Consider the following 25987-nt stretch of genomic DNA (forward strand, 5'->3'; position numbering starts at 1 on the left):
AGGTACATTTTTTTAGAAACTCTGTAAATCCTTTTCAATAAAATTATGAATCACAATTGGGAACGGAAAAGTTTTCAATGTTTCCACATTTATTCCATTTTCAATTGTTCCTTCAATTTTCACTTTCCAAAACTTGATATGTAAATGTTGGTGTGACAATTTATGAATAATACTTTTCTCATTGTATTCTAAAATACTTACGACCATATTATCTTTAAAATAGCCCCCTTGAACAGCTTCACTAACGCAATCAAAATTTTCCTCTTTTTCGGTTTCCATCAATGGGAATTCATATAAGTTGTGCCAAATTCCTTTGTCCGTCCTTTTCTGTATAAGGGTATTTCCCGTTTCATCAGCAGCAACCAAATAATTAAAGTATCGGTTTCTAACTTTTATTTTTTTAGATTTTACAGGCAACTGATCGACTTTGTTTTTTTGTAAAGCAGCGCAACTTCCGTTGAAAATACAAATACTACAATTTGGACTTTTAGGAACACATTGCAACGCGCCAAACTCCATAATGGCTTGATTGAAAGTTGCCGGATTATCCTTTGGCATCAATTGGAAAGCCAAGGCAGCGAATTCTTTTTTGGCCGACGCCTGAGCAATATCTATATTTAAATCAAAATAACGCGACAAAACCCGAAACACATTTCCGTCAACAACCGGAACAGCTTCATTATAAGAAAAAGATGCAATGGCCGCGGCTGTATATTCTCCAACGCCTTTTAATTTTAATAAATCTGCGTAGTTATCCGGGAAAATTCCACCTAAATCTAAGGCCACATATTGCGCCGTTTTATGCAAATTCCTAGCCCGAGAATAGTATCCTAATCCCTGCCAAAGTTTCAAAACGTGTTCCTCATTCGCTTTCGCCAAATCAAAAACGGTAGGAAAAGCAGCTGTAAAAGACATAAAATAAGGCATGCCTTGAGCAACACGTGTTTGTTGTAACATGATTTCAGAGAGCCAAATAGGGTACGGATCGGTCGTTTTTCGCCAAGGCAAATCGCGTTTATTTTGTAAATACCATTTTATCAGCAAGTTAGAAAATTTCATTTTTAAATATTAGACTGCAAAAGTAAAAGTTTATGTGATTAAAATTTAATGAATTAGCTTGAATAATTGTTTTTTAAATTCCTATATTTGCAAACTCAAAAAAATAGTACAACATTATAAATAGGAAAGAAAATGACGAAAGCAGATATCGTAGCAAAAATTTCAGAAAAATTGGGTCTTGAAAAAGGAGATGTACAGGCAACTGTAGAGACTTTTATGAATGAAGTAAAAAATTCATTGGAAACTGGAGACAATGTTTATTTAAGAGGTTTTGGAAGTTTTATAGTGAAAACTAGAGCAGAAAAAACAGGAAGAAATATTTCTAAGAATACAACTATAAAAATCCCTGCACATAACATTCCTGCATTTAAACCTGCAAAAGTGTTTGTTGAAGGTGTAAAAATAAATAACGAAGCAAAATAATAATATTAATTAATCTTAAAATCGACAAGATATGCCAAGTGGTAAAAAAAGAAAGAGACATAAGGTAGCAACTCACAAACGTAAAAAAAGAGCGAGAGCTAATCGTCACAAAAAGAAAAAGTAGTTTTAAACTACTTTTTTCTTTTTTAAATGTTCATTGAAATTGAAGATTAGTAATCAGTATTCAGTTTTTAGTAATCAGTCAACTGCCTACTTATCACTGCAAACTGCGAGCTAATTTTCCCCGGGTTCAATACCTGTTAAAAATATTGTTTAATCCATTTGTTCGCTAAAGCGAATAGATAAAAATGTACAGCGTGAATAAAGAATTAATCATCCGATCTAGTTCTGAAGCCGTAGATTTTGCCTTATTAAAAGATGGAAAACTAATTGAATTACACAAAGAAGAAGAAAAAAGCAACTTCCAGGTTGGTGATATTTTTATTGCCAAAATCAGGAAACCAGTTGCTGGACTTAATGCTGCTTTTGTAAATGTTGGCTTTGAAAAAGATGCCTTTTTACATTATCATGATTTAGGACCCAATTTAGCTTCCCAACTGAAATTCATAAAACTTGTAAGCGCAGGTAAATTAAAAGATTTCTCCCTAAAAAACTTTCAGTTTGAAAAAGAAATAGACAAAGATGGTACCATCACTGATGTTTTGAGTGCCAATCAATCTGTTTTAGTACAAGTTGTCAAAGAACCTATATCTACCAAAGGGCCAAGAATTAGCGCAGAGCTTTCTCTTGCCGGAAGATTTATAGTTTTGGTTCCGTTTTCTGATCGTGTTTCTATTTCTCAAAAAATAGAAGACAAAAGAGAAAAGGAACGCTTGAAACGATTAGTACAATCCATCAAACCAAAAGGATTTGGTGTTATTGTTCGCACAGTAGCCGAAGGCAAAAATACAGCCGAATTAGAAAAAGATTTGCAGAACCTGCTCAGCAGATGGACTGCAATGTGTAAAAAATTACCAACGGCTCATCATCCATCTAAAGTATTAGGAGAACTCAATAGAGCATCCTCAATATTAAGAGATGTGTTTAATGACACTTTTAGTGGCATTCAAATTGATGATGAAGAGTTGTACAACCAAACAAAGGATTATTTGCAAGAAATTGCACCATCCAAACAATCAATTGTCAAGTTTTATCAATCTAAAGACACACCAATTTTCGAGAAATACAACATAGAGAGACAAATCAAAACTTCTTTTGGAAAAACAGTATCCATGAGTAAAGGGGCTTATCTTATTATAGAACATACTGAAGCTTTGCACGTCATTGACGTAAACAGCGGAAACCGTTCTAACAAAGCCACCAACCAGGAAGATACAGCCATGGAAGTCAACATGATTGCCGCTGCCGAAATTGCAAGACAATTGCGTCTTCGTGATATGGGCGGAATAATCGTAGTCGATTTTATCGATATGTCAAATCCTGAAAATCGCAAACTGCTGTTCGACTTCCTTAGGGAAGAAATGAGCGATGATAAAGCGAAACACAAGATCTTACCCCCAAGTAAATTTGGATTAGTTCAAATTACAAGACAAAGAGTAAGACCTGAAGTAAATATTAAAACTAGAGAAGAAGATCCAAACAATGAAAGCGGCGAAATTGAAGCGCCGATTCAAATCATTGATAAAATTGCTTTTGATTTAGAAAGAGTATTAAAAAACCATAAAGATGTTGTGCTTAACGTACACCCTTTTGTGGCCGCATACCTTACCAAAGGTTTTCCATCATTACGTTCAAAATGGTTTCTTGAACATAAAAAATGGGTGAAAATTATACCTCGTGATGCTTACACGTATTTAGAATATCACTTCTATGACAAAAAAGAAAATGCTGTCATAGATTAAATTACAAACTCCTCAAGAAATTGGGGAGTTTTTTTTTGCGGCATTGCGAAATTTTTCGGAGCAATCTGTAATTTATAATTTATTTGTTTTTAGGAGCTATTTCCAGCTATCCGCTCTATCTTTAGTAAAGCTGCCAGCCTTTTGAAGGCTGGCAGCTTTACTAAAGGATGCCGCTTTTATCTGGGCTAGGACATTTGCCTAAACAGAATTATTTCCTTCTCTCGACAAAAAATCGCTTCATCAACTCCGAAGCTTCATTTGCCAAAACACCTTTCACAACCGTAGTTTTAGGATGCAATTGCGTACCCATTTTTACAAAACCCCGATTTTCATCAGTAGCTCCGTACACAATTTTCGAAATCTGGCTCCAGTATAAAGCGCCGGCACACATCTGGCAAGGTTCCAGCGTGACGTAAAGCGTACAACCAATTAAATATTTCCCGCCAAGATAATTAGCAGCAGCAGTGATGGATTGCATTTCGGCATGAGCTGTAACATCATGTAATAATTCGGTTAAATTATGACTTCTGGCAATGACTTTATTGTCAATGACAATTAGAGCGCCAACAGGAATTTCGCCTTTTTCGAAAGCCATTTCAGCTTCCTGTAAAGCCTTTTTCATAAAATATTCGTCGGTAAAAGGATTTATCATAGTATAGACCGCTAATTCGCAAATTTAAATTCTTTGTGAAACAAGTTTTTTTATCAATTGCAAAAATACAATTTCAAATCGTACCTTTGCTTTATGTCAGATAATTTACTTTCAAACATCAATAATCCAACCGATTTACGACTGCTTGACGAAGCCCAACTTCCTCAAGTTGCCCAAGAATTACGCAATTTTATTATCAATATTGTTGCTGTAAAAGAAGGACATCTCGGCGCAAGCCTTGGAGTTATCGAATTGACCATTGCGCTGCATTATGTTTTTGACACACCCAATGATTTATTAATTTGGGACGTAGGTCATCAAGCCTATGGACATAAAATACTCACCGGCCGAAGAGAAAACTTCCATACGAACAGGCAGCTAGGCGGTATTTCCGGTTTCCCAAAAAGAAGTGAGAGTATTTACGATGCTTTTGGCGTAGGCCACTCCTCTACTTCTATATCGGCAGCGTTAGGAATGGCAATCGCATCTAATTTGAAAGGCGAGTTCAACAAACAACACATTGCAGTGATTGGCGACGCTTCAATTGCCTCAGGAATGGCTTTTGAAGGACTAAATCACGCCGGAGTTACTGATGCTAATTTATTAGTGATTCTTAATGATAACGCTATCGGGATTGATCCAAGTGTAGGTGCTTTAAAACAATATCTCACTGCCGTAAAAGAAGGAAAAAATCCGAGGCAAAACAACATGATCAAATCTTTGAATTTTGATTATTCGGGTCCTATTGACGGTCATGATCTTTTTGCCGTGATCAAAGAACTGAGACGTTTACAAAAAGTAAAAGGACCTAAATTTCTTCATATTATTACCACAAAAGGGAAAGGTCTTCAACAAGCCGAGGACGATCAGGTGAAATACCATGCTCCCGGAAAATTTGACGCCTTAACAGGAGAAATTCACCTTAAATCCGAAGAAAATTTACCTCCAAAATATCAGGATGTATTTGGCTTGACCATACTAGACTTGGCTAAAAAAAACGAAAAAATAATAGGAATCACTCCTGCAATGCCATCCGGAAGTTCGTTGAAATTCATGATGGACGCCTATCCAAAACGTGCTTTTGATGTAGGAATTGCCGAGCAACATGCCGTTACACTGGCTGCCGGAATGGCAACTCAAGGAATGGTTGTTTATTGCAATATTTACTCTACATTTTTACAAAGAGCATACGACCAGATCATTCACGATGTGGCCATACAAAATCTTCCAGTGATTTTTTGCTTAGACAGAGCTGGTTTAGTGGGCGAAGACGGGGCAACGCATCACGGTGTTTTCGATTTGGCCTATCTGCGTTGCATTCCTAATATGATTATTTATGCGCCACTGAATGAAATTGCGCTGCAAAATATTTTATACACTGCACAATTAGGACTGGATCATCCAATCGCTATTCGTTATCCACGTGGTCGCGGTGTCATTAGTAATTGGCACGCAGAACATTTTGGAAATTATAAAAAAATAGAAATCGGAAAAAGTAGTTGCATCAAAGAAGGCTCGAGAGTTGCTGTTTTATCCAATGGAACTATTGGTAATAATGTAACTTTAGCTTTAGCCAAAATAAGAAATGAAGAAACCATTGCTCATTATGATTTTTCTTTTGTTAAACCATTGGATGAAAAACACTTACACACTATTTTTTCCAAATTTTCAACAGTTATTACCATAGAAGACGGTGTGATCAAAGGCGGTTTTGGAAGTGCTATTCTCGAGTTCGCCAACCAGTACAATTATACATCCCAAATAAAAACACTAGGTATTCCTGATGTGTTCATAGAACAAGGTAATGTGGCTGAATTACAAGAATACTGCAAAATTGACGTTAAAAGTCTTGAAATACTTTTTTCAAGCTATTAAAATAATTATTTTGCGCGTCCATACTTAATTTTCTCTGTAATGAAATTATCCCTTACTGCTTTTTTACTTTTCATTTCAATAAATAGTTTTTCACAAGAAGTAGCTCCAATTTTTTTAAAGACGGTACTAGAGCCCGCAACAACAAACTCAATACTAAAAAAACCGCTAGTAATAAAAGTTAAAATACGATCTAGAAAACCATTCGTTCCTTTGTCGCATTGGACAAAAAAAAACAGCTTAGGGTTTGACATAACCGAAGTTGCTTTTATCAATTGGAGTCCGGGAGGAACAAGTTCCATTTCTGGATTATTTAACGGAAAATTTTTGCGAACTTACAATCGAAGGAACTATAATTGGACAAACGAACTTTTAATACGCTACGGTTTAAACAAACAAGACCGCACAGAACTAAGAAAAACAGATGATGCAATATCGTTAAACTCCACATTTGGTTACCGAAAAGATACTCTTTCAAATTGGTATCACTCCGCTAAATTTAATTTTAATACACAATTCACTAACGGATATTCTTATCCAAATACTCAAATTGCAATTTCAAAACCCTTTGCTCCTGCTTATGCTTTTATGGGAATAGGTGCCGAAAATATAAATAAAGAGGAAAAGAGAACGTTTTATATTTCCCCTTTCACATTTAAAACAACATTGGTTTTAGATCAAAGGTTAGCGAATCAAGGTGCCTTTGGTGTTACTAAAGCTATTTACGATCCAGAAGGAATTTTGATTACGAAAGGCGAAAAATCCAGAACAGAACTTGGTTTTTTGTTAACGGGTCATCTGAAAAAAGAAATTTTTAAAAACATACATTTAGAAAATCGCCTGAGCTTATATTCTGATTACGTTAATAATTTTGGCAATGTAGACATTGATTATGACCTGCAATTAGAATTAGTGGTTAACCAATATGTAAAAGCTAATATTGGTGCCCATATTATTTATGACGATGACATTAAATCAAAAAGAGAAATAGCAGGGATTCAGGTCACCGAAGGACCCAAAGTACAAGTACGACAGGCTATAGGTATTGGAATACAGTATTTATTTTAAAAGAGTCCTGAATAAATATATTCAGGACATCAACATCTTTTTATTAATTTTTTGATTATTTTTTCAACATAATGCAATCCTTCCCCTTTTACATCTAATATGTAAATTCCCGTTGTCAGGGCACTTAAATCAATTGATTTTCGACTATTAAACTCTTGATTATTAAGTTCATAAACCACACGCCCATTAGTATCAACCACTTGAATGTTTACTGTCCCTGAGTATTGATCAATTTTAATTGTTACTGGTCCCTTGGATGGATTTGGATAAACACTCATGACATTGTTACTTTCAAAAGTATCAACCGCTAGAACGCAATTGGGTCCTGATGCCGGTCTTGCATAATCCTCCACTTGATCATTTCCAATATTTCGATCACCGGCCGTTGCATTTACCCCTAAACCTCGCGCTGCAAAAACTTCCCAAATCATACAATAATCCTTACCTCCAGTTATCGCTTGGTCAGCAGCTATAATAGCATTTCGGGCATCGACAAATGTAGGACTACACGGTTGCAATTTGATTCCATCCAAAACAATTCGCATGATTTTATTATTACCACCCGTACCAGTATATTTATTATTATCAAAGCCGTATTTATGAACATAAGCCCAAGTTAAATCCCATAACATGGTAGCCCAAACAGAACCTACGCCATGTACTGATGTTTTTGAAACTCCATCGGCATCAACACTTTGGTAATTATTCGTATATGTGTATGTCATTGGATTAATTGATTTATCCGTAGAGTACTGAAAATCTCTTATCCCTTGTCCATCTTTGGCCTGAGAAGAAACAAAAGTCCCAATTCCTCTTTTAGCATCGCTAAAATCGCCTGGCTTGATTTGCATCATTAATGCAAACCAATCAGACCAGCCCTCTCCCATTTGATCTGTATTATTCAAACAACTGGAGTTATTGCTCCCTCCAGCCAAACGAGTAGAGATACCATGACCATATTCATGAGCAATAATTCCATTATCAAAATCACCATCTAAATTGACGAAGGGAGAGCTCTCTAATTGAATTTTTATATTCACAGCCTGAGTAAGCATTTGATTTATAATATTTTCACCAATAGACTGACTCACACTAACAGCAGGAATAGTAATTGACTCGTCAGATCCTGACATTACTATTTCTCCTGCAATATTATTAACAACGATCACAGCTATAGCCCCTGCATTTTGTGCTGCTTTTACTTTCACTGCAAACGTACAAGCACCTCTTCTTAAAATAACAATTTTTCCGTTCATTGCTGCAGCATTTGACGGCGCTACACAACCCTGTGAAGTTTCGCCTGCACTATCTAAATACAACACCAGATCAGACTGTAATAAATCAGGAGCAACTGGTAAATCAATACGACCTGGATTAAATGAATTTTGTCTAGCCACATAACTTCCAGCGATAATTGCAGGTGAAATAACTATTAATGGTTTAATTTCAGGGCCTCTATCCCATAAAAACATCTGCATTCTGCCGCTATTCCCATCTACTGGCGTTGAAAAATTTGCATTATTCAAGCTCATAGGTGTAATCAGTGATCCATCTTGTGCATCAGCATTGACGTTATCCTTTTCTTTTCCACCATTTCCATAATTATTAGTTTGGAAATTACCATTAACCTCATTAAAACCATATTGATACCAAACATCATGCATGATATTATTCATATAAAAAAGATTCGTAACAGCTGATTCTATATAAGAGGATGCTGCAACATTTGAGCCTCCGTAAGGAAAATCAAAAAGTAGAAATTCCCCACCATCAGGACTGTAACCTGAAACTGAATTTTCACCTAAAAAATCCTCTTTAGCCCACACATTATTCCCTCGAGTTATGGTATGTTCTGGACCAGTAACTCCATCTACATCGTGCCAACCAAAAGGTGAGGCTTTCGTATTTGCAGGATTAGTAATTAGTTGAAAAAAGGGAATGGTTAGGACTTTCATAGTCGAAAGGGATCACTCTATAAGAGCCTCCTCCGGTTTGCACTACGGAGGATGAAAAAATTTGTTTGTAACTGGAATCAAATAAATTTACTCGCGAATCACGGGAGTGAACGCTGGCTTTGCTATGATCAAAACTACAAGAAATTACAAAATCATTTTTTTCTAATAATTTTCCGTCAATAGCATCAATTCTTACGCTCCAAAGATGGTCATGTTCAGGGGTATTAAGCGTCAAATCCCACGCCAAAATTAATTCACCATTACTCCCTTGATGAAAAACTAAATTTGCATTAACAGATTCTTGAATGTCAAGTCCATTGCTTATTTTAAATTTATTAGGAGAAGTATTTTCTAAAACAGAAAAACTTTTTGATGCCTTTATTCCTAAGAGCGCATAGGCTTTGGTCAAAGCATCTATTGCCGATAGTACAGGTTTAGTTGCATTTGCTTTCTTAGAAATTCCGTCAACAATACGTTTTTGGACATCAATAACTTCGCTGTTTTTTATCGAAAAAGTAGAAACGGCTCTAAAAATTTCAATTCCTTTGTACCGTTGCACTACATAGCAATTTTGTATTCCAGAGGTAGTAAGACCTCCATCACTTTGTATTACCCAATCATTGAAATCATTCTTAGAAACATTAATTTTAGCATTGGGAGTGGTTAAATAACGCTGAATAATAGCAGTGTTCGATTGTGCTAAAGTAAAAAAATGCGTTAAAAAAACTAAAAAAAGTATAATTTTTTTCATAAAAATCTATCAATTAATCAATAAATAAAGCTGAAAATAAATATAATTTTTTATATCTACAATGACAAGCTAAAAATAAGTCCACAAATGTTAATTTTTTGCAGCAGTTATAGTCCTGTAAAATAGCAAAGCATTTCCGTCCGTCAACAAGGAAATAAAATGACAAATATGAAGCAATCTGTCGTACAAATTTTCTTTTTCCTGATGATGTCTTTCAGGTAACATCTTCAAGATTAAAGAATCGTAGTTTGAAGCATTTCCGTTATGTTTATTGTTATAGGCTGTTATGAATTTTTCTAACAATGTTTGAATAATCTGATAACCTACAATCTCTTTTTCGATGACTTCACGGCTTTGGTAAATATTATCGACGCTAATCTTGATAATATCGTCCATTTGGGCTTTGTACTTACTCTTGTCCATAATTGCAAATGGGAATTTTCCGTTCAAAATCAGTGCTTCATTTTCCACAAATACTTTAACGGCATCATTGATTAAACTTCCAATTGCCAGAGCGCGTAAATAACTTATACGGTCTTCTTTGGTCTCCAATGTCTTATATTTAGAAGTATCAATGCTGTCTTTTACCAATTTTATTAAATATTCCAAAGCGAAATCTTCGGAAACTAATCCTAAATTGATTCCGTCTTCAAAATCAATAATGGTATAACAAATATCATCTGCCGCTTCTACTAAATACGCCAAAGGATGTCTTTCAAAACCAATATTATCTCCTGATTTATTTGGAATCAAACCCATATCTAAAGCTACATCTTTAAAAAAAGTTTTGTCGGTTTGAAAGAAACCATATTTTTTATCGGCAATATCTTTAGTTGGTTTTTTAGGCAAACTTTCTTTAGGATACTTCATAAAAGCACCGAGAGTTGCATACGAAATTCGAAGTCCTCCTTCAATTCCGGGACGACTGGCCGTCAGTACCGAAAAACCATTAGCATTTCCTTCAAAATCAATTAAATCTTGCCATTCTTTTGCGCCAAGCTGGTCTTTGTATTGCTGGCCTTTTCCAATGGAAAAATATTCTCCAATTGCTTTTTCACCGGAATGTCCAAAAGGTGGATTTCCTATATCATGCGCCAAAGAAGCCGCAGCCACAATAGCACCAAAATCATTCATTTGATAGCCATGAACTTCTTTCAAATGTGGGTATTTCTCGATAATTTTTTTACCAACCAATCTTCCTAAAGATCGCCCTACAACCGAAACTTCTAAACTGTGTGTCAATCTAGTATGTACAAAATCAGTTTTTGATAACGGAATAACTTGTGTTTTATCCTGCAGACTTCTAAAAGCGGCTGAAAAAATGATACGGTCATAATCAACCTCAAAACCCAATCGGGTATCATCTTGTTCTACACGTAATCTTTTGCCTTTGTCGCCTTGTCGTTTTAGCGATAAAAGTTGTTCCCAGTTCATCATTTTATTTTTGGTATTTAAAAGGAGCGAATATAAAGAAAATGATATGTTTAAAACCAAAAAAGCAGCCTAAAATGACTGCAATTTTTATCTTTTCTAAAGCTCTATTCTTCAGAAAATATTTTTTTTTTGGCTATAAAATCATGCTTTTTTACCACATACGTAACCGATAATGTGTCATGCCATCCTCGCTCAGCAGTTATAAAAGAAAAAGGCTCAAAAGGAATTAATCTACAAAGTGTTCTAATCATTATACTTTTCATATTGGGTCTTGAACCATCGTGCTTTACCACCATTGTTTTCGTGAAATACTTTCCGAAGGTTCTGGAAAAATACATTTCAGTTATTAAATAATAAAGAAACAGAATAACAAGTCCAAAAAAGAAACTTTCAACTACGCTTAAGGAGGAAACCCAATTTGATGCTGTATCACTTTTCATTAAATCTCCAATTAGAATTATGGTCGTACCAATACTGATTTCGATAACATAAATTATAAATAAATCAATAACGAAATTCAGTAGACGTTGGCCTTTGGAAGCTAATAAATCATCAGTAACAGTAAATTTTTTATTTTCCATGATAGTGCTTTTACAATGATAACTATCTCAAATATAGTGAATTATTTACAAATTTAAAACTATTAAATCTTGATGTTTCAGCCCAGGTTAAAGTGGAAACCCTTTTATTCGCTTTTTTCGGCCAATAAAAAGATTGAAACGAAAGCGGGAGATAGCTCCAAAAAAAAAAGCAGTTATCATTACAATAACTGCTTAATATTTATGCTTTGCCAAAATGACAAAGGCTTATTTATCAATGATTTTCAATCAAAAATCAAAAATCGTTAATCATCATTCTAAAATCTTTAACTCCCACACATTTCACATTCGTCTGGACCAGCATTTTTAGACAATTCCAGCATCGCTCTGTATTCATCAGAAGTCATTTCTACTGCTTCGACAACGGCAGGAACAGCGCTTAATTGCTCTTTAATTTCAATTGGCTCCACTTTTTTATCATTATTTAATGTAAATTTAATGGCATCCACCGCAGCTTTAGTTCTTAAATAATACATTCCAGTTTTTAATCCGGATTGCCAAGCATAGAAATGCATGGATGTCAATTTAGCATAATTAGCATTTTGCATAAATAGGTTCAACGATTGTGATTGATCCACAAAATAACCACGCTGACGAGACATATCGATAATATCTTTCATAGACATTTCCCAAACAGTTTTGTACAATTCTTTCAAGTCTTGTGGTATATTCAGGTCTTGAACTGAACCGTTATTTCGCATTAATTCTTGTTTCAGGGTTTCATTCCATAAACCACGCTCCACTAAATCGTTTAGCAAGTGCTTGTTCACTACAATAAATTCACCTGAAAGTACTCTTCTAGTGTAAATATTAGAAGTATAAGGTTCAAATGCTTCGTTATTTCCTAAAATTTGAGAAGTCGAAGCCGTTGGCATTGGCGCTACCAATAATGAGTTTCTTACTCCGTGCTCCATCACTTCTTTTCGCAAAGAAGCCCAGTCCCATCGACCAGATAATTCCTCATCCTTCATTCCCCACAAGTTGTATTGGAATTCTCCTTTAGAGATTGGTGAACCTTCAAAAGTGCTGTATGGACCTTCTTTTTTTGCCATTTCCATCGATGCGGTTACAGCGGCGAAATATAGAGTTTCAAAAATTTCTTGATTCAGTTTCTTTGCTTCGTCACTCGTAAACGGCAAACGCAACATGATGAAAGCGTCAGCTAATCCTTGTACTCCTAGACCAATTGGTCTATGACGTTTGTTAGAATTTTCTCCTTCAATAACTGGATAATAATTCCTGTCAATTACTTTATTCAGATTTCTAGTTACTCGTTTGGTTACGTCATATAACAACTCATGATTGAATTTTTTATTTTCCACAAACATTGGCAAAGAAAGTGAAGCCAAATTACAAACTGCAATTTCGTCTTTAGACGTGAATTCCATAATCTCGGTACACAAATTCGACGAACGAATGGTACCTAGATTTTTTTGATTTGATTTTCTATTTACGGCATCCTTGTACAACATATAAGGCGTTCCAGTTTCGATTTGCGATTCCAGAATTTTTTCCCACAGTTCCTGCGCTTTAATGGTTTTTCTACCTTTGCCCGCTTTCTCATAATCCGTGTACATTTTCTCAAAATCATCACCGTACACATCATACAATCCAGGACATTCGTTAGGACACATCAACGTCCAGTAACTGTCTTCTTGTACTCGTTTCATGAACAAATCCGAAGTCCACATGGCAAAAAATAAATCTCTGGCTCGCATTTCTTCTTTTCCTGTATTCTTTTTCAAATCAAGAAAATCAAAAATATCGGCATGCCACGTTTCAATATAAATAGCAAAACTTCCCTTACGCTTTCCTCCACCTTGATCTACGTAACGCGCAGTATCATTAAAAACACGCAACATAGGAACAATTCCGTTAGAAGTTCCGTTTGTACCACGAATATAAGAACCAGTCGCTCTTACATTGTGAATAGAAAGTCCAATTCCACCTGCTGATTGCGAGATTTTAGCCGTTTGTTTCAACGTGTCATAAATCCCATCAATGCTATCGTCTTGCATTGCCAAAAGGAAACAAGAAGACATTTGAGGTTTTGGCGTACCTGCATTGAACAATGTAGGAGTTGCATGCGTAAAGAACTTTTTCGACATTAAGTCGTACGTTTCAATTACTGAATCTAAATCATCTAAATGAATTCCAACCGAAACGCGCATCAACATGTGTTGTGGACGTTCGACAATTTTACCGTTTATTTTTAGCAAATATGATCTCTCTAAGGTTTTAAAACCAAAATAATCATAATTGAAATCTCTATTGTATATAATGTGCGAATCTAAAAACTCCGCATTATCCATAATCACTTTATGTACTTCCTCAGAAAGTAACGGTGCATATTGACCATTTCTTGGATTTACATAATTGAACATATCATTCATCGTATCCGAGAATGATTTTTTGGTATTGGAATGTAAATTTGAGATTGCAATACGAGCGGCTAACTGTGCATAATCCGGATGCGCAATAGTCATTGACGCAGCAGTTTCAGCAGCAAGATTATCCAACTCCGATGTCGACACACCATCATAAAGTCCTTCAATTACGCGCATTGCCACTTTCACGGCATCAACCAAATCATTTAAACCATAACATAGTTTTTTAATTCTATCCGTGATTTTGTCGAACATTACCGGCTCTTTGTGGCCATCTCTCTTAATTACATACATACTTTTGTTTGTTTTTTAAAACAGAAAATCCCTTCACTGTTTTTCGTTATTTGTAAATTATACTGAACCTGTTTCAGCATCTTTTTTTGGAGCTATTCCAGCTATCCATTGCAAATGAAACTCACTGAACTCCTATGGAAATAAAAGTAAAGTGAAGTACTCTTTTTATTTTTTCTCTAAAAAATAAAAAGGATTTTCATTACTATCTGGGCTAATCAGCATCTGAAACATAAAAAAATCAGTAAATCATTTAAGATTTAAAAAATTAAAATGTTTCTTTAACATCAACACTTTTAGATAAATTAAAAGTTGATAAACCTTAATTCCTTAATGGTTTAAAAAAATCAAAAATCAGCGTCAAAAGATATTTTCTGAGCATCACCATCCGTATTCATAACACCTGCTTTTTGATATTCGGCCACTTTCTTTTCAAAAAAGTTTGTTTTCCCTTGAAGTGAAATCATATCCATAAAATCAAAAGGATTTGTCGTATTGTATTCTCGGTCGCAACCTAATTCTACTAACAATCTATCTGCAACAAATTCTAAATATTGCGTCATCAAAACTGAATTCATACCTATTAAGCTAACAGGTAGTGATTCTGTAATAAATTCTCTTTCAATATTTAAAGCGTCAACAATTATGCTTCTGATTCTTTCTTTTGGAACTTTATTAACAAGGTGGTGGTTGTGTAAATGGACCGCAAAATCACAATGAACGCCTTCGTCACGAGAAATCAATTCATTAGAAAATGTTAACCCTGGCATTAAGCCTCGTTTTTTCAACCAATAAATAGAACAAAATGCTCCTGAGAAGAAAATACCTTCCACCGCTGCAAAAGCAATTAGACGTTCTGCAAATGAATCAGACTCAATCCATTTTAAAGCCCAGTCCGCTTTTTTCTTGATTGCAGGAAAAACTTCTAAGGCATTGAATAATTCATCTTTTTCCACTTCATCTTTCACATAGGTATCAATCAATAACGAATACGTTTCGCTGTGAATGTTTTCCATCATGATTTGGAACCCGTAAAAGAATTTTGCTTCCGCATATTGCACTTCGTTCACAAAATTTTCAGCCAGATTTTCATTTACAATTCCATCTGAAGCTGCAAAAAATGCTAAAATATGCTTGACAAAATAACGTTCGTCATCGGAAAGTTTATTATTCCAGTCATTTAAATCTTGTGACAAATCGATTTCCTCAGCAGTCCAGAAACTAGCTTCCATTTTCTTGTACCATTCCCAAATATCATGGTGTTTGATAGGAAAAATTACGAAACGATTTTTATTTTCTTGTAAAATTGGTTCAACTTGCGTCATTATAATTGTTTGTTTTTTTGAGGTTTTAACAAATTTTTAAGCTTTTTGAGAGTTACAAAGATTGTAAAATATTGCGGTTAATAAAAGCCAAACTTATTCACAATCAGCTATAGTTTTTAACAAATAGAAAAATTAAGACATTTTTCATACAAATTTTAAAACACTTAAATTCAGTATTTTAAAGAATCATTAAGGGAATGAAACACCGTAAAATATAGTTTTTTTAAAATAATTAAACAAGAAAAATAGAATTCTTATTTACTTATTTTTCATGTCCTGCGCTACTTTTTCAAGTTCAGCATACCAGTCCTCACCAAACTTCCTAATCAAGGCCTCTTTGACAAATTTATAAACTGGCACTTCAAGTTCCTGACCTAATGAACAGGCTGGATCACAAATATCCCATTTATCATAATTAACAGCGGCAAACTCTGTAAAATCTTTTACCCGAACTGGATACAGATGACAAGAAACCGGTTTTTTCCAATCAATTATCCCTTGATTATAGGCTTGTTCAATACCACACAGAGCAGTCTTGCCATCAAAGATCACATAAGCACAATCTTTATCATCAATTAGTGGTGTTTCAAGATCGCCATCGGTGCCTTTGACCCAAGTTCCTTGCGCTTCAATTGCAGCAATTCCTTGTTTGCGTAAAAAAGGCTTTATCTTTGGGTAAATAGATTCGAGGATTTGAGTTTCCTCCAGACTTAGTGGCGCACCAGCGTCGCCATCTACGCAACAAGCGCCTTTACAGGCACTCAAATTACAAACAAAATCTTTTTCGAGCAAGTCTTCGGAGACTATGGTTTTTCCTAGTTGAAACATTCTGCAAAGATATTCAAGAATTCCGAAAAAGTACTTCACCAAATCATAAAATTCGAAAACAAATTACAAGAAATTGAGTACCAGAACTACATGAATTTATAATCCGCTTTTGCAAAAACAAATGAAGTCTTCTCTAAAAAAATACAATTCATCGTGGTAACTTTTCCTTTATCTTTTAAGTCTTTCATACTCATTGCCATCAATAAAGGCTTTTCACCGGTCTTAAAATAACGCTGCAAGACATTAGGAACTTTCTGCTTTTGTTCCGATTTGAACAATTCAGAAAAGCTTACCTGAGCCTCATTTGTGTAATAAAATACTAACAAGAAATCAGCACTCGCTGCTTCAATTCCTTTGCAGTTGTATCCCATTATTGTTTTATTGGGAAGAGACTTATACGAGAATACATCATTCTCATCTTTAATAATATCTGATCCCATTTCAGAATAGTCTATCATTTTTGACACCATGGCTACTTTTTGTCTTTCCTGATTAAAAGTGGTAATCATCCACTTATTTTTGCTGTCAATTATCATAAACATTTCATCTGATTCTCCCATTCTGAAACCAAAATAGTCCACATCTCGTTCTAAGAAATAATCCATAATCATAGTCTTTTGATTTTCACTTTGAATTTCCAAAGAATATTTCCAACTGAACACATACGAATTTGGAAGCAAGGAAGGATCTACCTTGTTTTTTCCAAAAACCTTTGCCTTTGTATCAATAGCTGAACTTTTGTCAAATAATTCCTCCTGATCATTTTTGAACGTGTCGCCTACTTTTCGTTCTACTTTATCTTGGACCTTTTTTTGAAATTTTTTTAAAATTTGCGCTTCTGTTACAGGAATAAAAACAAACAGCAGCAGCACACTAATAACCCAGCGCATCTTTTTCATGGCAGTACATTTTAAATTAAATACAAATTTAATCATTGACAATCAATTACTTGACTAATTATATACAATTATTTGCAACTATCAACGTCTATAAATATTCAAAAAATAAACGCGGACATTAGATAGAGAAAAGAAAGATATAAACCATTTTTTATGGTACTAAAATTATGTTGCTAAAACAGCTTCAACGGTCCTAATTAAAACAAAAAAAATTGTTAGCACCTGGAAAAAAAGAAAATCGAGTCACACCCAAAGGGTTTATTACTTACTTCCTAAGAAAAAGAGATGAGCTTTTGTATAAAACTGCATGAATAACAGATCCAAATACGATTTCAAATTAAAATTTACGGCAGTCAATAACAATACAAAAATGAATACTTTTGCAATAAATAAACAAGCAAATTATGGAATTCGACATTAGAGAAATTATCACCGTAGGAATGGTACTTTTTGCCGTAATTGATATCGTGGGATCCATCCCAATTATTATTGATTTGAGATCAAAACACGGACAAATTGAATCTGAAAAAGCAACAGCCGTGGCGGCAATTATCATGATTGTTTTTCTTTTTACGGGAGAAGAACTCTTAAAGATAATTGGTATTGATGTCAATTCCTTTGCCGTTGCCGGCTCATTTGTTTTGTTTTTTCTAGCCTTAGAAATGATTTTAGGAATTCGGATTTATAGAGATGAAGAGGCAAGCTCAGCCTCTATTGTTCCTATCGCTTTTCCTTTAATTGCTGGAGCAGGAACAATGACAACCCTACTGTCTTTGCGCTCTCAATTTTATACAATAAATATTGTAGTTGCCATTTTACTGAATATTATTGTAGTTTATATTGTTTTAAAATCATCCTCTAAAATAGAAAAATTATTAGGAGAGAACGGGCTTGGCGTAATCAGAAAAACTTTTGGAGTAGTACTTCTTGCTATTGCTGTTAAATTATTCGCTGCTAATGTTAAAGGTTTGTTTGTCTAGAATAAATTTACCTAAATTTACCCCGAATTGATACTTAAGGAAAAAATCTGTTTTTTTAGAAAACACTCTTCTGAATAAAAAACATACTATCGGCATTTTTTCCACATCGAAAAACAAGAACATCTTATGAAAATTTTTACTAACATCTTGGTAATATTAGCACTAGCGCTAATCGTATTTAATGTTACTTTATTGGATTTTGAAAATCCATTTCAAGGAGATAGCGTAGTTGCTTTTATAGGAATAGCAGCCTCCCTTTGTGCCGTTTTGATCCTTTTGATTTTCAGGATGTCAAAAAGAATAGAAGAAAAAACAAACGAAAAGTAACATCTGTGTTTGACATACTTATCATTGGTGGCGGCGCTTCTGCAGTGTCATGCGGATTAGTTTTGGGTTCTGCAAAAGATAAGCCGTTCGTTTGTAATAAAAATATAGGCATTTTTACCCATCAAAAAACATCATCACTTCAAGAAGCACTTTTCAACAACGCTTATGGAATACCTCCGGGGACATTAGGTGCTAACTTACTAAAAGAAAGCATAATTCATCTTTCTGCACTGTATCCTCACATTACGCAAATACCTAGTGAGAAAGTACTAAAAGTTGAAGGTGTTTTTCCTGAGTTTACCGTCACTACAAATAAAAAGAGCTACAAAACTAAGATCATTGTAGTAGCAATTGGTTCAGCAAATACTTTTGCTATTGATGGTTTACTGCAGTACGTAGAACCACATCAAAAATCACTTCCTGAAAAGCACCGAATTCAACTAAAAAACAGCGACCATAAGGTGGCGGACGGTATTTATGTGATAGGAACTTTAGCTGGCTGGAGAAGCCAACTAGCTATTGCGGCAGGAAGTGGCGCAGCAGTTGCAACAGATATTCTTACTTTATGGAATGGCAATATTCAAACACATGCCCACGATAGCATCAGGTAAAAAAGTTTAATTAAGCATTTAATACTCCATCACTTTAAGCTATTGATTATTGCAATAATAGAACCCTCATCCAATTCAATCCTCTTTAATATCGCTTTGATTCCTTCAACATCTTTTTTTCTAACACAAGCATCAAAATCATCAAGAAGTCCCGCAACGAACAGGCGTTCATTGACAGTCATTCCAAAAATAAATATCTTCCATACTTTGAATTATTCTGGTTTATTTCTGATTTAAAACCTCTTTAACCATCGCATCTTCTTTTAGAACAATCTCATAATAATAGCTTTCTCCATACAATTGGCGAGCAAATTCAGCTGCAAGATATCGTTTTACCAAAGACTTGCTTTTGCCAAAATTAAGATCCAATCCGTTTCCAAAAATAAACTTTTGAAACGCATTGAAATATAAATCACTGACATTCATTTTAGTTTGGAACTGATCAAAAGATAAACCTTTGAAAGCACTCCGTTTTTTGTCTAACTGCTCAAAAACGAAATTGCCTACAATTCCAGATTGCAATAAATAAACGGTACTTTCATTTCCGTGCTCCATTTCAAGTGGAACAAAAACATCCGGGACAATTCCGCCTCCACCATACACGATTTTGCCCTTTTTAGTTTTAAATTTTAAAGTATCAGAAACTTTTATACTGTCTTTTTGATACAATTCTCCATTCTCAAAACGAGTTTCTGCTTCTTTGAAATAGGCTTCATTTCCTTTTGAATATGGTTTTTGAATCGAACGACCTGTTGGCGTGTAATATCTTGCGATTGTTAATCGAACCGCTGAACCATCTGCAAAATCCATTTCTCGTTGCACCAATCCTTTTCCAAAAGAACGACGCCCCACAATAGCTCCCCGATCATTGTCCTGAACAGCACCGGCAAGAATCTCACTTGCAGAGGCACTATTTTCATTAATCAGTATAAAAACATTCCCTTTTTCAAAATTGCCCTTGGCAGTTGCAAACGTTTTATCAATATTTCCATTTTTACTTTTGGTAAAAACAATCAGCTGTTTATCTGGTAACAATTCATCAGCAATGGCAATCGCCTCTTCCATGTACCCGCCTCCGTTATTACGCAAGTCAATAATTAACGATTTTGCACCCAACTGTTTCACCTTAGATAAACCAATCATGAACTCTTTATAGGTTGTTTCGGCAAATCTATTTATTTTTATATAACCCGTAGTTTTGTTTAAAAGTAAAGCTGCATCAACACTTTTCAAAGGAATAACGTCTCGCTTTATTTTTACTTTTAATTTTTTGCGTTCCGATTTTCTGTAAATAGTAAGTTCAATGTCAGAGCCCACAGTTCCTTTTAATTTAGAGAACAAGCTGTCTGTTGGTAATTTACGACCGTATAATTGTGTTTTATCGGCGTACAAAATACGATCTCCTGCTTTAATTCCTGCTTTTGCCGAAGGGCCATTCTCCACTGGTTTTATAACTGCTACAGAATCTTTATACATATAAAAATTAACTCCAATTCCCACAAAATTCCCCTTCATACTTTCCATTACCTCTTGCTGGTCACTGGCCGGAATATAGACAGAATGCGGGTCGAGTTGCGCTAGAATATTATCAACAGTAAGATTGACAATTGAATCGGTATTAACATCATCAACGTATTCAGTATCAATAAAATCGATAAGTTTATTCAGCTTTGTTTTTGAATTGTTTTTGACAACAAAATCTGCTGTGTTGGGAAAATTCAACATTCCACCCAAAACTACACCAATAGCAAGTGCTGAAAAAAGTAGTAATGGCACATATTTTACATTAAATTTCATTTGAAGATCACATTTTTTTTAAAATAATTCTTTACTCTTCTAATATGGGAATATGCTCTACCTCTACACCCGCTTTTATCAAAAACTGAATTCCGGAATCGTCTCGATACCCATTGTGGTACACCACTCTTTTTATTCCGGACTGATGAATTAACTTACTACATTCCTTACAAGGCGAAAGTGTGATATACAAAGTGGCTCCTTCGCAGGATTGTGTAGATCGGGCCACTTTCAGAATCGCATTTGCTTCAGCATGCAAAACATCCCAACGCGTTAATCCTTCTTCATCTTCACAACAGTTTTCAAACCCCGTGGGCGTTCCATTATATCCATCGGAAATAATCATACGATCTCGCACAATAATCGCACCAACTTGTTTGCGTTTACAGTATGAGAGTAAACTCCATTCTTTAGCAATTCTAAGATACGCTTTATCGTATTTATTTAATTTTTTTTCGTTCATTTTTATTTATTCCAGATTTCGCTTTCTACAATCATTGGTATAACCACTCCTATTATAAAGGCCGACATTACTAAGGTCCAATCGCGTTTCGAAAAACGGAAAACGGTTTGAACAATGTACGACAGAATCAAAACCACAAAAACCACTACAATCTGAGCCGCTTCTATCCCTAACGCAAATTCTGACAACGGAACTATTTTAGAAATAGCATCGCCACCAAGAATTGATTTAAAATAATTTGAAAATCCCAATCCGTGAATTACACCAAAAAAGAGTGTGATAAAAAAGATTAAATTGATACTTTCTTTCTTGCTTGATTTTCCGGCCGTAAAGAGATTAAATAGAGCCGTTAGAAGTATTGTAATTGGAATTAGCAACTCGACAACATTCACTTTTATTACAATTATTTCAAAAACGGATAGCATTAAAGCCATCGTGTGACCCACTGTAAAAAGAGTAACTAGAAGTACAATTCGTTTCCAATCCTTGAACGAGAATGGAACTGCGAGCGCAATTAGAAATAAAACATGATCATAAGCATGAATATCCAAAACGTGTTTTAATCCTATTTGAAAGTAAATCCAAAATTCTGACATCAGTAATTAATTAAGTTGATAAAGGGTTTGTAAACTTACGATTAATTTTGAAAATCATCCTTTTGAATATTTAAATAAATCCAAATCAGAAACAATTCTGTTAAAATGAAAAATAAAAAAAATAAGAAAAAATAAATTAAAAATAGATATATCTTTGCACGATACAAAAAACATAATTATGTCATTTTCAGATTTATTTGATAGCGAATTCAAACAAAGAAATAGGGGTCATTTTTCATCTATTGTCCGTGTAGCACTTACTGACGGGAAATTTTCTCCAGAAGAAAAAACATTTTTAGACAAACTGGCAGTTCGATTAGAAATTTCGCACGCAGAGTATGAGGAAATTTTACAAGATCCGTTTAAGTATCCTATCAATCCTCCTTATTTATATGAAAGAAGAATAGAGCGACTGTATGATCTAGCCAGAATTGTTCATGTTGATCATCATTTAAGTGACAAACAAGAGTTATTACTTAGAAAAATTGGTGTGGGAATAGGCTTTGACCCTGACAATATACAAGTTATAGTTGATAAAGCGTTAGAATTAGTAGCAATAGAAGTAGATTTCGATACTTTCCTTACCGAAATGCAAAAACTTAATAAATAGCCATAAAAAAAAGCTTCCACAATTGCGGAAGCTTTTCTTATTTTTAGTATTTGCTCAATTTTGCTTTGTGCATGAACTCTTCGGCTTTTTCTACCATATTATAGCTACCGCAGAAAAAAGGAACTCGCTGATGTAATTCAGTTGGCAAGATTTCCATTATACTACCAAAACCATCTGAGGCTTTACCACCCGCCTGTTCCACAATAAATGCCATTGGATTACATTCGTACAACAAACGCAATTTTCCTTTTGGTGCCTTAGAACTTGTTGGATAAATGTAAATCCCACCTTTGATAATATTTCTGTGAATATCCGAAACTAAACTTCCAATATATCGAGAGGTGTAGGGTCTTTCTTCTTCCTCGGACTGACAATATTTAATATAATCTTTAACTCCCTGAGGAAAATGAATATAATTCCCTTCATTGATAGAATAAATATGTCCATCTTTAGAAAACTGCATGTTAGGGTGCGACAAATAAAAGGTTCCTATAGCTGGATTTAATGTAAATCCGTTTACGCCATGTCCCGTGGTGTACACTAACATTGTTGATGTCCCGTAAATCACATAACCCGCCGCGACTTGATTGATTCCGGGTTGTAAAAAATCTTCTATTGTAACGGGAGTTCCTATTGGTGTAATTCTTCTGTACACAGAAAATATTGTGCCTACCGAAACGTTTACATCAATATTTGAAGAGCCATCCAAAGGATCCATCAAGACGACATATTTATTGTTATGGCTTTTATCGCTGCCTTCAACAGTAATAAATTCATCGTTTTCCTCAGAAGCGATTCCACATACAATTTCCCGATTGATTAGCGTTTGAATAAAAACTTCATTAGCGTATACGTCGAGTTTTTGCTGATCTTCTCCCTGAATATTTTGTTCTCCTGCAGCACCCACAATATCAACGAGCCCCGCTTTATTTACTTTATAATTGACCACCTTAGCTGCCAATCGGATAGAGTTGATAATCCGGGATAATTCTCCTGACGAATATTGAAAAGCATTTTGGTTTTCAATGATAAATTCTCCTAGCGTTTTGTTGCGTTGTTCCATTAAGAAATCGTTGTAGTTGGTTTGAAGTCACAAATATCGTTTTTTTTGTGAAAATGATTTGAATAATATGAACTTAGTTTATCAGTATTGTATATTTGCTGAATAAAACATAAATTTTATACATAAAAAACTAATTTTATTGCGGTTTTAAGTCATTAAAACACAATATTATGAAATGTGTCTTTCTAGAGTTTGACCCTTACGACTCTAAAAAACTATTTATCACTTATTCAAAAAAATACAAAATACAAACCAAAAATGAATATTAGAAAAGGTACTCCCAATGATATGACTGCTGTTTTAAGCCTTATCCAAGAATTAGCAACATTTGAAAAAGAACCAGATGCAGTACTCGTAACCGTTGACGATTTAATTCGTGATGGCTTTGGCCCTGTTCCATTATTTAATGTTTTTGTTGCTGAAATTGAGCCCGAACCTACCGATACTGAATCAACGAAGCAAATCGTTGGAATTGCATTGTGGTATTATCGCTACTCAACTTGGAAAGGAAAAACAATTCACCTAGAAGATTTAGTGGTAAAAGAAAGCATGCGAGGAACCGGCCTTGGATATGCACTATATTCTGAAATTATCAAACAAGGTAAAAAAGATCAGGTTCGAAGAGTAGAATGGAACGTACTCGACTGGAATGCCCCAGCCATCGAATTTTACGAAAAATCAGGGGCCAAAGTCCTTCGCGATTGGTATGTAGTACAAATGGATGAACTAGGAATCAACTCTTTTGTAGAAAATAAATTGAGATAATACAGTACAAAAACAATTTTTGTTAAAAAATATGAGAGTATTCAAATTTGGAGGTGCTTCTGTAAAAGATGCCGCAGGAATCAAAAACGTATACGACGTTTTACAAAAAGTAGGATATGAAGATGTATTGTTGGTCGTTTCCGCAATGGGCAAAACAACAAATGCATTGGAAGTGGTTATAAAAAACTATTTTGATAAATCAGGTGAGCTAAATTCATCAGTCCAAGAGGTGAAAAAATACCACAATCAAATTTTGATGGATTTATTTGATGACGAAAAAAACACAGTTTTTACCGCTGTAAATACCCAATTTGCTGATTTAGAATATTTTTTAGCGCATAATAAATCTCCTAATTATAATTTTGTTTACGACCAAATTGTAAGTTATGGTGAATTAATTTCGACAACTATTTTGAGTCATTTCATGAATTTCATGGGAATAAAAACACAATGGCTGGATGTTCGTAATTTCATAAAAACAGACGCAAATTACAGAGATGCAGAAGTAAATTGGGAATTGACACAAATAAATATTGCCAAAAACGTAAAACGTAAAATCCTAAACATCACGCAAGGTTTCTTGGGTTCAGATGAGAATAATTTCACCACTACTTTAGGCCGTGAAGGTTCGGATTATACGGCTGCAATTTTTGCTTATTGTTTAAATGCTCAAAGCGTAACGATCTGGAAGGATGTTCCAGGAGTTATGAATGCCGATCCTAGATATTTTGAAAATGCAAGTTTATTAAATCAAATTTCGTATCGTGAAGCCATTGAATTAGCTTTTTACGGTGCAACAGTAATTCACCCAAAAACACTGCAACCTTTACAAAAAAAAGAAATTCCTTTGTACGTAAAATCATTTATAAACCCTTTATTAAAAGGCACAAGTGTTTCTAAAGGCGTACCTCTGGAACCGTATTTGCCTTGTTTTATTGTAAAAAGAAACCAACTTTTGATCTCGCTCTCCTCTATAGATTTCTCTTTTATAATGGAAGAAAATATTAGTGAAATTTTTGCGTTATTTCATCAATTCAAAATAAAAGTAAACTTGATTCAGAATTCAGCGATTAGCTTTTCTGTTTGTGTAGAAGATAAATTTGACAATTTCAAAGCCTTAAATGCTATTTTGTCTAAAAAATTTAAAGTAGAATTTAATGAAAATGTCACCTTATATACGATCCGACATTTCAACGAAACAGCAGCTGAAACAGTTGAAAAGAACAAAATAGTCTTATTGAAACAAGTCAGCCGTGAAACAATTCAAGTGGTAACTAAAGAAGTTTAACCGTTTCAACCAAAATCTTTACTAAGGGAATCAAAACATAACTTTGGTTCCCTTTTTTAATGCTCCAAAATTACAAATCATG

Annotated in this window: 24 protein-coding genes; 10 read left to right on the forward strand and 14 right to left on the reverse strand. The window is 34.5% G+C overall.

What is annotated here, in order from left to right; all coding sequences use genetic code 11:
- Nucleotides 1–12: 12 nt before the first annotated feature.
- The gene (gene mutY / locus ACEN2F_RS04340; RefSeq protein ID WP_441736482.1) at nucleotides 13–1059 is read right to left on the reverse strand and encodes an A/G-specific adenine glycosylase; all 1047 of its coding nucleotides are present in this window, start codon (nucleotides 1057–1059) and stop codon (nucleotides 13–15) included.
- A gap of 132 nt (nucleotides 1060–1191) precedes the next feature.
- Here mutY and ACEN2F_RS04345 point away from each other — a divergent pair, with 132 nt between their 5' ends.
- The gene (locus ACEN2F_RS04345; protein WP_016989051.1) at nucleotides 1192–1482 is read left to right on the forward strand and encodes an HU family DNA-binding protein; all 291 of its coding nucleotides are present in this window, start codon (nucleotides 1192–1194) and stop codon (nucleotides 1480–1482) included.
- A gap of 317 nt (nucleotides 1483–1799) precedes the next feature.
- Entirely contained in the window at nucleotides 1800–3344 is a 1545-nt protein-coding gene (locus ACEN2F_RS04350; RefSeq protein WP_441736484.1) for an Rne/Rng family ribonuclease, read from the forward strand.
- Nucleotides 3345–3552: 208 nt separating this feature from the next.
- Here the strand turns inward: ACEN2F_RS04350 and ACEN2F_RS04355 are convergent, their stop codons facing one another.
- Nucleotides 3553–3996 carry a nucleoside deaminase gene (locus ACEN2F_RS04355; protein ID WP_441736486.1) on the reverse strand — a complete coding sequence of 148 codons (444 nt, stop codon included), beginning with the start codon at nucleotides 3994–3996 and terminating at the stop codon, nucleotides 3553–3555.
- 93 nt (nucleotides 3997–4089) lie between these two features.
- Here ACEN2F_RS04355 and ACEN2F_RS04360 point away from each other — a divergent pair, with 93 nt between their 5' ends.
- On the forward strand, nucleotides 4090–5871 hold the full coding sequence (locus tag ACEN2F_RS04360) for a 1-deoxy-D-xylulose-5-phosphate synthase (RefSeq protein WP_441736488.1): 1782 nt from the start codon (nucleotides 4090–4092) through the stop codon (nucleotides 5869–5871).
- 39 nt (nucleotides 5872–5910) lie between these two features.
- On the forward strand, nucleotides 5911–6936 hold the full coding sequence (locus ACEN2F_RS04365; RefSeq protein WP_441736490.1) for a DUF3078 domain-containing protein: 1026 nt from the start codon (nucleotides 5911–5913) through the stop codon (nucleotides 6934–6936).
- A 29-nt stretch (nucleotides 6937–6965) separates the two neighbouring features.
- Here the strand turns inward: ACEN2F_RS04365 and ACEN2F_RS04370 are convergent, their stop codons facing one another.
- The 8 genes from ACEN2F_RS04370 to ACEN2F_RS04405 form a co-directional block, all read right to left on the reverse strand.
- Complete coding sequence (locus ACEN2F_RS04370) at nucleotides 6966–8891, reverse strand: M36 family metallopeptidase (RefSeq protein ID WP_441736492.1); 1926 nt, start codon at nucleotides 8889–8891, stop codon at nucleotides 6966–6968.
- Nucleotides 8851–9642, reverse strand: a complete 792-nt coding sequence (locus ACEN2F_RS04375) for a hypothetical protein (protein ID WP_441736494.1) — start codon at nucleotides 9640–9642, stop codon at nucleotides 8851–8853. Before ACEN2F_RS04375 ends, ACEN2F_RS04370 begins: the two co-directional genes overlap by 41 nt.
- A gap of 90 nt (nucleotides 9643–9732) precedes the next feature.
- Nucleotides 9733–11076, reverse strand: coding sequence for a dGTP triphosphohydrolase (gene dgt / locus ACEN2F_RS04380; RefSeq protein ID WP_441736835.1), 1344 nt, complete (start codon nucleotides 11074–11076; stop codon nucleotides 9733–9735).
- A gap of 104 nt (nucleotides 11077–11180) precedes the next feature.
- On the reverse strand, nucleotides 11181–11657 hold the full coding sequence (locus tag ACEN2F_RS04385) for an RDD family protein (RefSeq protein WP_441736496.1): 477 nt from the start codon (nucleotides 11655–11657) through the stop codon (nucleotides 11181–11183).
- A 284-nt stretch (nucleotides 11658–11941) separates the two neighbouring features.
- Entirely contained in the window at nucleotides 11942–14356 is a 2415-nt protein-coding gene (locus tag ACEN2F_RS04390) for a ribonucleoside-diphosphate reductase subunit alpha (RefSeq protein ID WP_441736498.1), read from the reverse strand.
- 344 nt (nucleotides 14357–14700) lie between these two features.
- On the reverse strand, nucleotides 14701–15678 hold the full coding sequence (locus ACEN2F_RS04395; RefSeq protein ID WP_441736499.1) for a ribonucleotide-diphosphate reductase subunit beta: 978 nt from the start codon (nucleotides 15676–15678) through the stop codon (nucleotides 14701–14703).
- 258 nt (nucleotides 15679–15936) lie between these two features.
- Entirely contained in the window at nucleotides 15937–16506 is a 570-nt protein-coding gene (locus tag ACEN2F_RS04400) for a DUF3109 family protein (RefSeq protein ID WP_441736501.1), read from the reverse strand.
- A gap of 86 nt (nucleotides 16507–16592) precedes the next feature.
- The gene (locus ACEN2F_RS04405; protein ID WP_441736503.1) at nucleotides 16593–17405 is read right to left on the reverse strand and encodes a hypothetical protein; all 813 of its coding nucleotides are present in this window, start codon (nucleotides 17403–17405) and stop codon (nucleotides 16593–16595) included.
- Between the two features lie 404 nt (nucleotides 17406–17809).
- Here ACEN2F_RS04405 and ACEN2F_RS04410 point away from each other — a divergent pair, with 404 nt between their 5' ends.
- The 3 genes from ACEN2F_RS04410 to ACEN2F_RS04420 all read left to right on the forward strand — a co-directional run bounded on the left by ACEN2F_RS04410 (nucleotide 17810) and on the right by ACEN2F_RS04420 (nucleotide 19323).
- The gene (locus tag ACEN2F_RS04410) at nucleotides 17810–18385 is read left to right on the forward strand and encodes a MarC family protein (protein ID WP_441736505.1); all 576 of its coding nucleotides are present in this window, start codon (nucleotides 17810–17812) and stop codon (nucleotides 18383–18385) included.
- Between the two features lie 126 nt (nucleotides 18386–18511).
- Entirely contained in the window at nucleotides 18512–18712 is a 201-nt protein-coding gene (locus ACEN2F_RS04415; RefSeq protein ID WP_441736506.1) for a hypothetical protein, read from the forward strand.
- Between the two features lie 5 nt (nucleotides 18713–18717).
- Nucleotides 18718–19323 carry an FAD-dependent oxidoreductase gene (locus tag ACEN2F_RS04420; RefSeq protein ID WP_441736508.1) on the forward strand — a complete coding sequence of 202 codons (606 nt, stop codon included), beginning with the start codon at nucleotides 18718–18720 and terminating at the stop codon, nucleotides 19321–19323.
- A gap of 222 nt (nucleotides 19324–19545) precedes the next feature.
- Here ACEN2F_RS04420 and ACEN2F_RS04425 read toward each other — a convergent pair whose 3' ends face one another.
- Genes ACEN2F_RS04425 through ACEN2F_RS04435 form a run of 3 tightly spaced genes read right to left on the reverse strand, consistent with a single transcriptional unit; the run spans nucleotide 19546 to nucleotide 22179 of the window.
- Nucleotides 19546–21120: a S41 family peptidase gene (locus ACEN2F_RS04425; protein WP_441736509.1), complete on the reverse strand. Its 1575-nt coding sequence runs from the start codon at nucleotides 21118–21120 to the stop codon at nucleotides 19546–19548.
- A gap of 31 nt (nucleotides 21121–21151) precedes the next feature.
- On the reverse strand, nucleotides 21152–21583 hold the full coding sequence (locus tag ACEN2F_RS04430) for a deoxycytidylate deaminase (protein ID WP_441736511.1): 432 nt from the start codon (nucleotides 21581–21583) through the stop codon (nucleotides 21152–21154).
- Nucleotides 21584–21585: 2 nt separating this feature from the next.
- Complete coding sequence (locus tag ACEN2F_RS04435; protein ID WP_441736513.1) at nucleotides 21586–22179, reverse strand: HupE/UreJ family protein; 594 nt, start codon at nucleotides 22177–22179, stop codon at nucleotides 21586–21588.
- Between the two features lie 178 nt (nucleotides 22180–22357).
- On the opposite strand from ACEN2F_RS04435, the gene ACEN2F_RS04440 reads away from it, so the two are divergent.
- Nucleotides 22358–22789 carry a TerB family tellurite resistance protein gene (locus ACEN2F_RS04440; protein ID WP_441736515.1) on the forward strand — a complete coding sequence of 144 codons (432 nt, stop codon included), beginning with the start codon at nucleotides 22358–22360 and terminating at the stop codon, nucleotides 22787–22789.
- 43 nt (nucleotides 22790–22832) lie between these two features.
- Here ACEN2F_RS04440 and fbp read toward each other — a convergent pair whose 3' ends face one another.
- Nucleotides 22833–23852, reverse strand: coding sequence for a class 1 fructose-bisphosphatase (gene fbp / locus ACEN2F_RS04445; RefSeq protein WP_441736517.1), 1020 nt, complete (start codon nucleotides 23850–23852; stop codon nucleotides 22833–22835).
- Nucleotides 23853–24110: 258 nt separating this feature from the next.
- Between fbp and ACEN2F_RS04450 the strand changes: the two genes are divergently transcribed.
- Both ACEN2F_RS04450 and ACEN2F_RS04455 read left to right on the forward strand, forming a co-directional pair.
- Nucleotides 24111–24617: a GNAT family N-acetyltransferase gene (locus ACEN2F_RS04450; RefSeq protein ID WP_441736519.1), complete on the forward strand. Its 507-nt coding sequence runs from the start codon at nucleotides 24111–24113 to the stop codon at nucleotides 24615–24617.
- 31 nt (nucleotides 24618–24648) lie between these two features.
- On the forward strand, nucleotides 24649–25905 hold the full coding sequence (locus ACEN2F_RS04455) for an aspartate kinase (protein ID WP_441736521.1): 1257 nt from the start codon (nucleotides 24649–24651) through the stop codon (nucleotides 25903–25905).
- Nucleotides 25906–25987 lie beyond the last annotated feature (82 nt).

The organism is Flavobacterium sp. W20_MBD1_R3, from assembly GCF_052119725.1.
Lineage (GTDB): Bacteria > Bacteroidota > Bacteroidia > Flavobacteriales > Flavobacteriaceae > Flavobacterium.

Coding starts and splice junctions, on each gene's coding strand:
- ACEN2F_RS04345 (WP_016989051.1), top strand. CDS start 1,192: ATGACGAAAGCAGATATCGTAGCAAAAATTTCAGAAAAATTGGGTCTT.
- ACEN2F_RS04440 (WP_441736515.1), top strand. CDS start 22,358: ATGTCATTTTCAGATTTATTTGATAGCGAATTCAAACAAAGAAATAGG.
- ACEN2F_RS04375 (WP_441736494.1), bottom strand. CDS start 9,642: ATGAAAAAAATTATACTTTTTTTAGTTTTTTTAACGCATTTTTTTACT.
- mutY (WP_441736482.1), bottom strand. CDS start 1,059: ATGAAATTTTCTAACTTGCTGATAAAATGGTATTTACAAAATAAACGC.
- ACEN2F_RS04360 (WP_441736488.1), top strand. CDS start 4,090: ATGTCAGATAATTTACTTTCAAACATCAATAATCCAACCGATTTACGA.
- ACEN2F_RS04405 (WP_441736503.1), bottom strand. CDS start 17,405: ATGAAAAAGATGCGCTGGGTTATTAGTGTGCTGCTGCTGTTTGTTTTT.
- ACEN2F_RS04390 (WP_441736498.1), bottom strand. CDS start 14,356: ATGTATGTAATTAAGAGAGATGGCCACAAAGAGCCGGTAATGTTCGAC.
- ACEN2F_RS04370 (WP_441736492.1), bottom strand. CDS start 8,891: ATGAAAGTCCTAACCATTCCCTTTTTTCAACTAATTACTAATCCTGCA.
- ACEN2F_RS04455 (WP_441736521.1), top strand. CDS start 24,649: ATGAGAGTATTCAAATTTGGAGGTGCTTCTGTAAAAGATGCCGCAGGA.
- ACEN2F_RS04425 (WP_441736509.1), bottom strand. CDS start 21,120: ATGAAATTTAATGTAAAATATGTGCCATTACTACTTTTTTCAGCACTT.
- ACEN2F_RS04365 (WP_441736490.1), top strand. CDS start 5,911: ATGAAATTATCCCTTACTGCTTTTTTACTTTTCATTTCAATAAATAGT.
- ACEN2F_RS04415 (WP_441736506.1), top strand. CDS start 18,512: ATGAAAATTTTTACTAACATCTTGGTAATATTAGCACTAGCGCTAATC.
- ACEN2F_RS04450 (WP_441736519.1), top strand. CDS start 24,111: ATGAATATTAGAAAAGGTACTCCCAATGATATGACTGCTGTTTTAAGC.
- ACEN2F_RS04410 (WP_441736505.1), top strand. CDS start 17,810: ATGGAATTCGACATTAGAGAAATTATCACCGTAGGAATGGTACTTTTT.
- ACEN2F_RS04355 (WP_441736486.1), bottom strand. CDS start 3,996: ATGATAAATCCTTTTACCGACGAATATTTTATGAAAAAGGCTTTACAG.
- ACEN2F_RS04430 (WP_441736511.1), bottom strand. CDS start 21,583: ATGAACGAAAAAAAATTAAATAAATACGATAAAGCGTATCTTAGAATT.
- ACEN2F_RS04385 (WP_441736496.1), bottom strand. CDS start 11,657: ATGGAAAATAAAAAATTTACTGTTACTGATGATTTATTAGCTTCCAAA.
- ACEN2F_RS04435 (WP_441736513.1), bottom strand. CDS start 22,179: ATGTCAGAATTTTGGATTTACTTTCAAATAGGATTAAAACACGTTTTG.
- ACEN2F_RS04400 (WP_441736501.1), bottom strand. CDS start 16,506: ATGTTTCAACTAGGAAAAACCATAGTCTCCGAAGACTTGCTCGAAAAA.
- fbp (WP_441736517.1), bottom strand. CDS start 23,852: ATGGAACAACGCAACAAAACGCTAGGAGAATTTATCATTGAAAACCAA.
- dgt (WP_441736835.1), bottom strand. CDS start 11,076: ATGAACTGGGAACAACTTTTATCGCTAAAACGACAAGGCGACAAAGGC.
- ACEN2F_RS04395 (WP_441736499.1), bottom strand. CDS start 15,678: ATGACGCAAGTTGAACCAATTTTACAAGAAAATAAAAATCGTTTCGTA.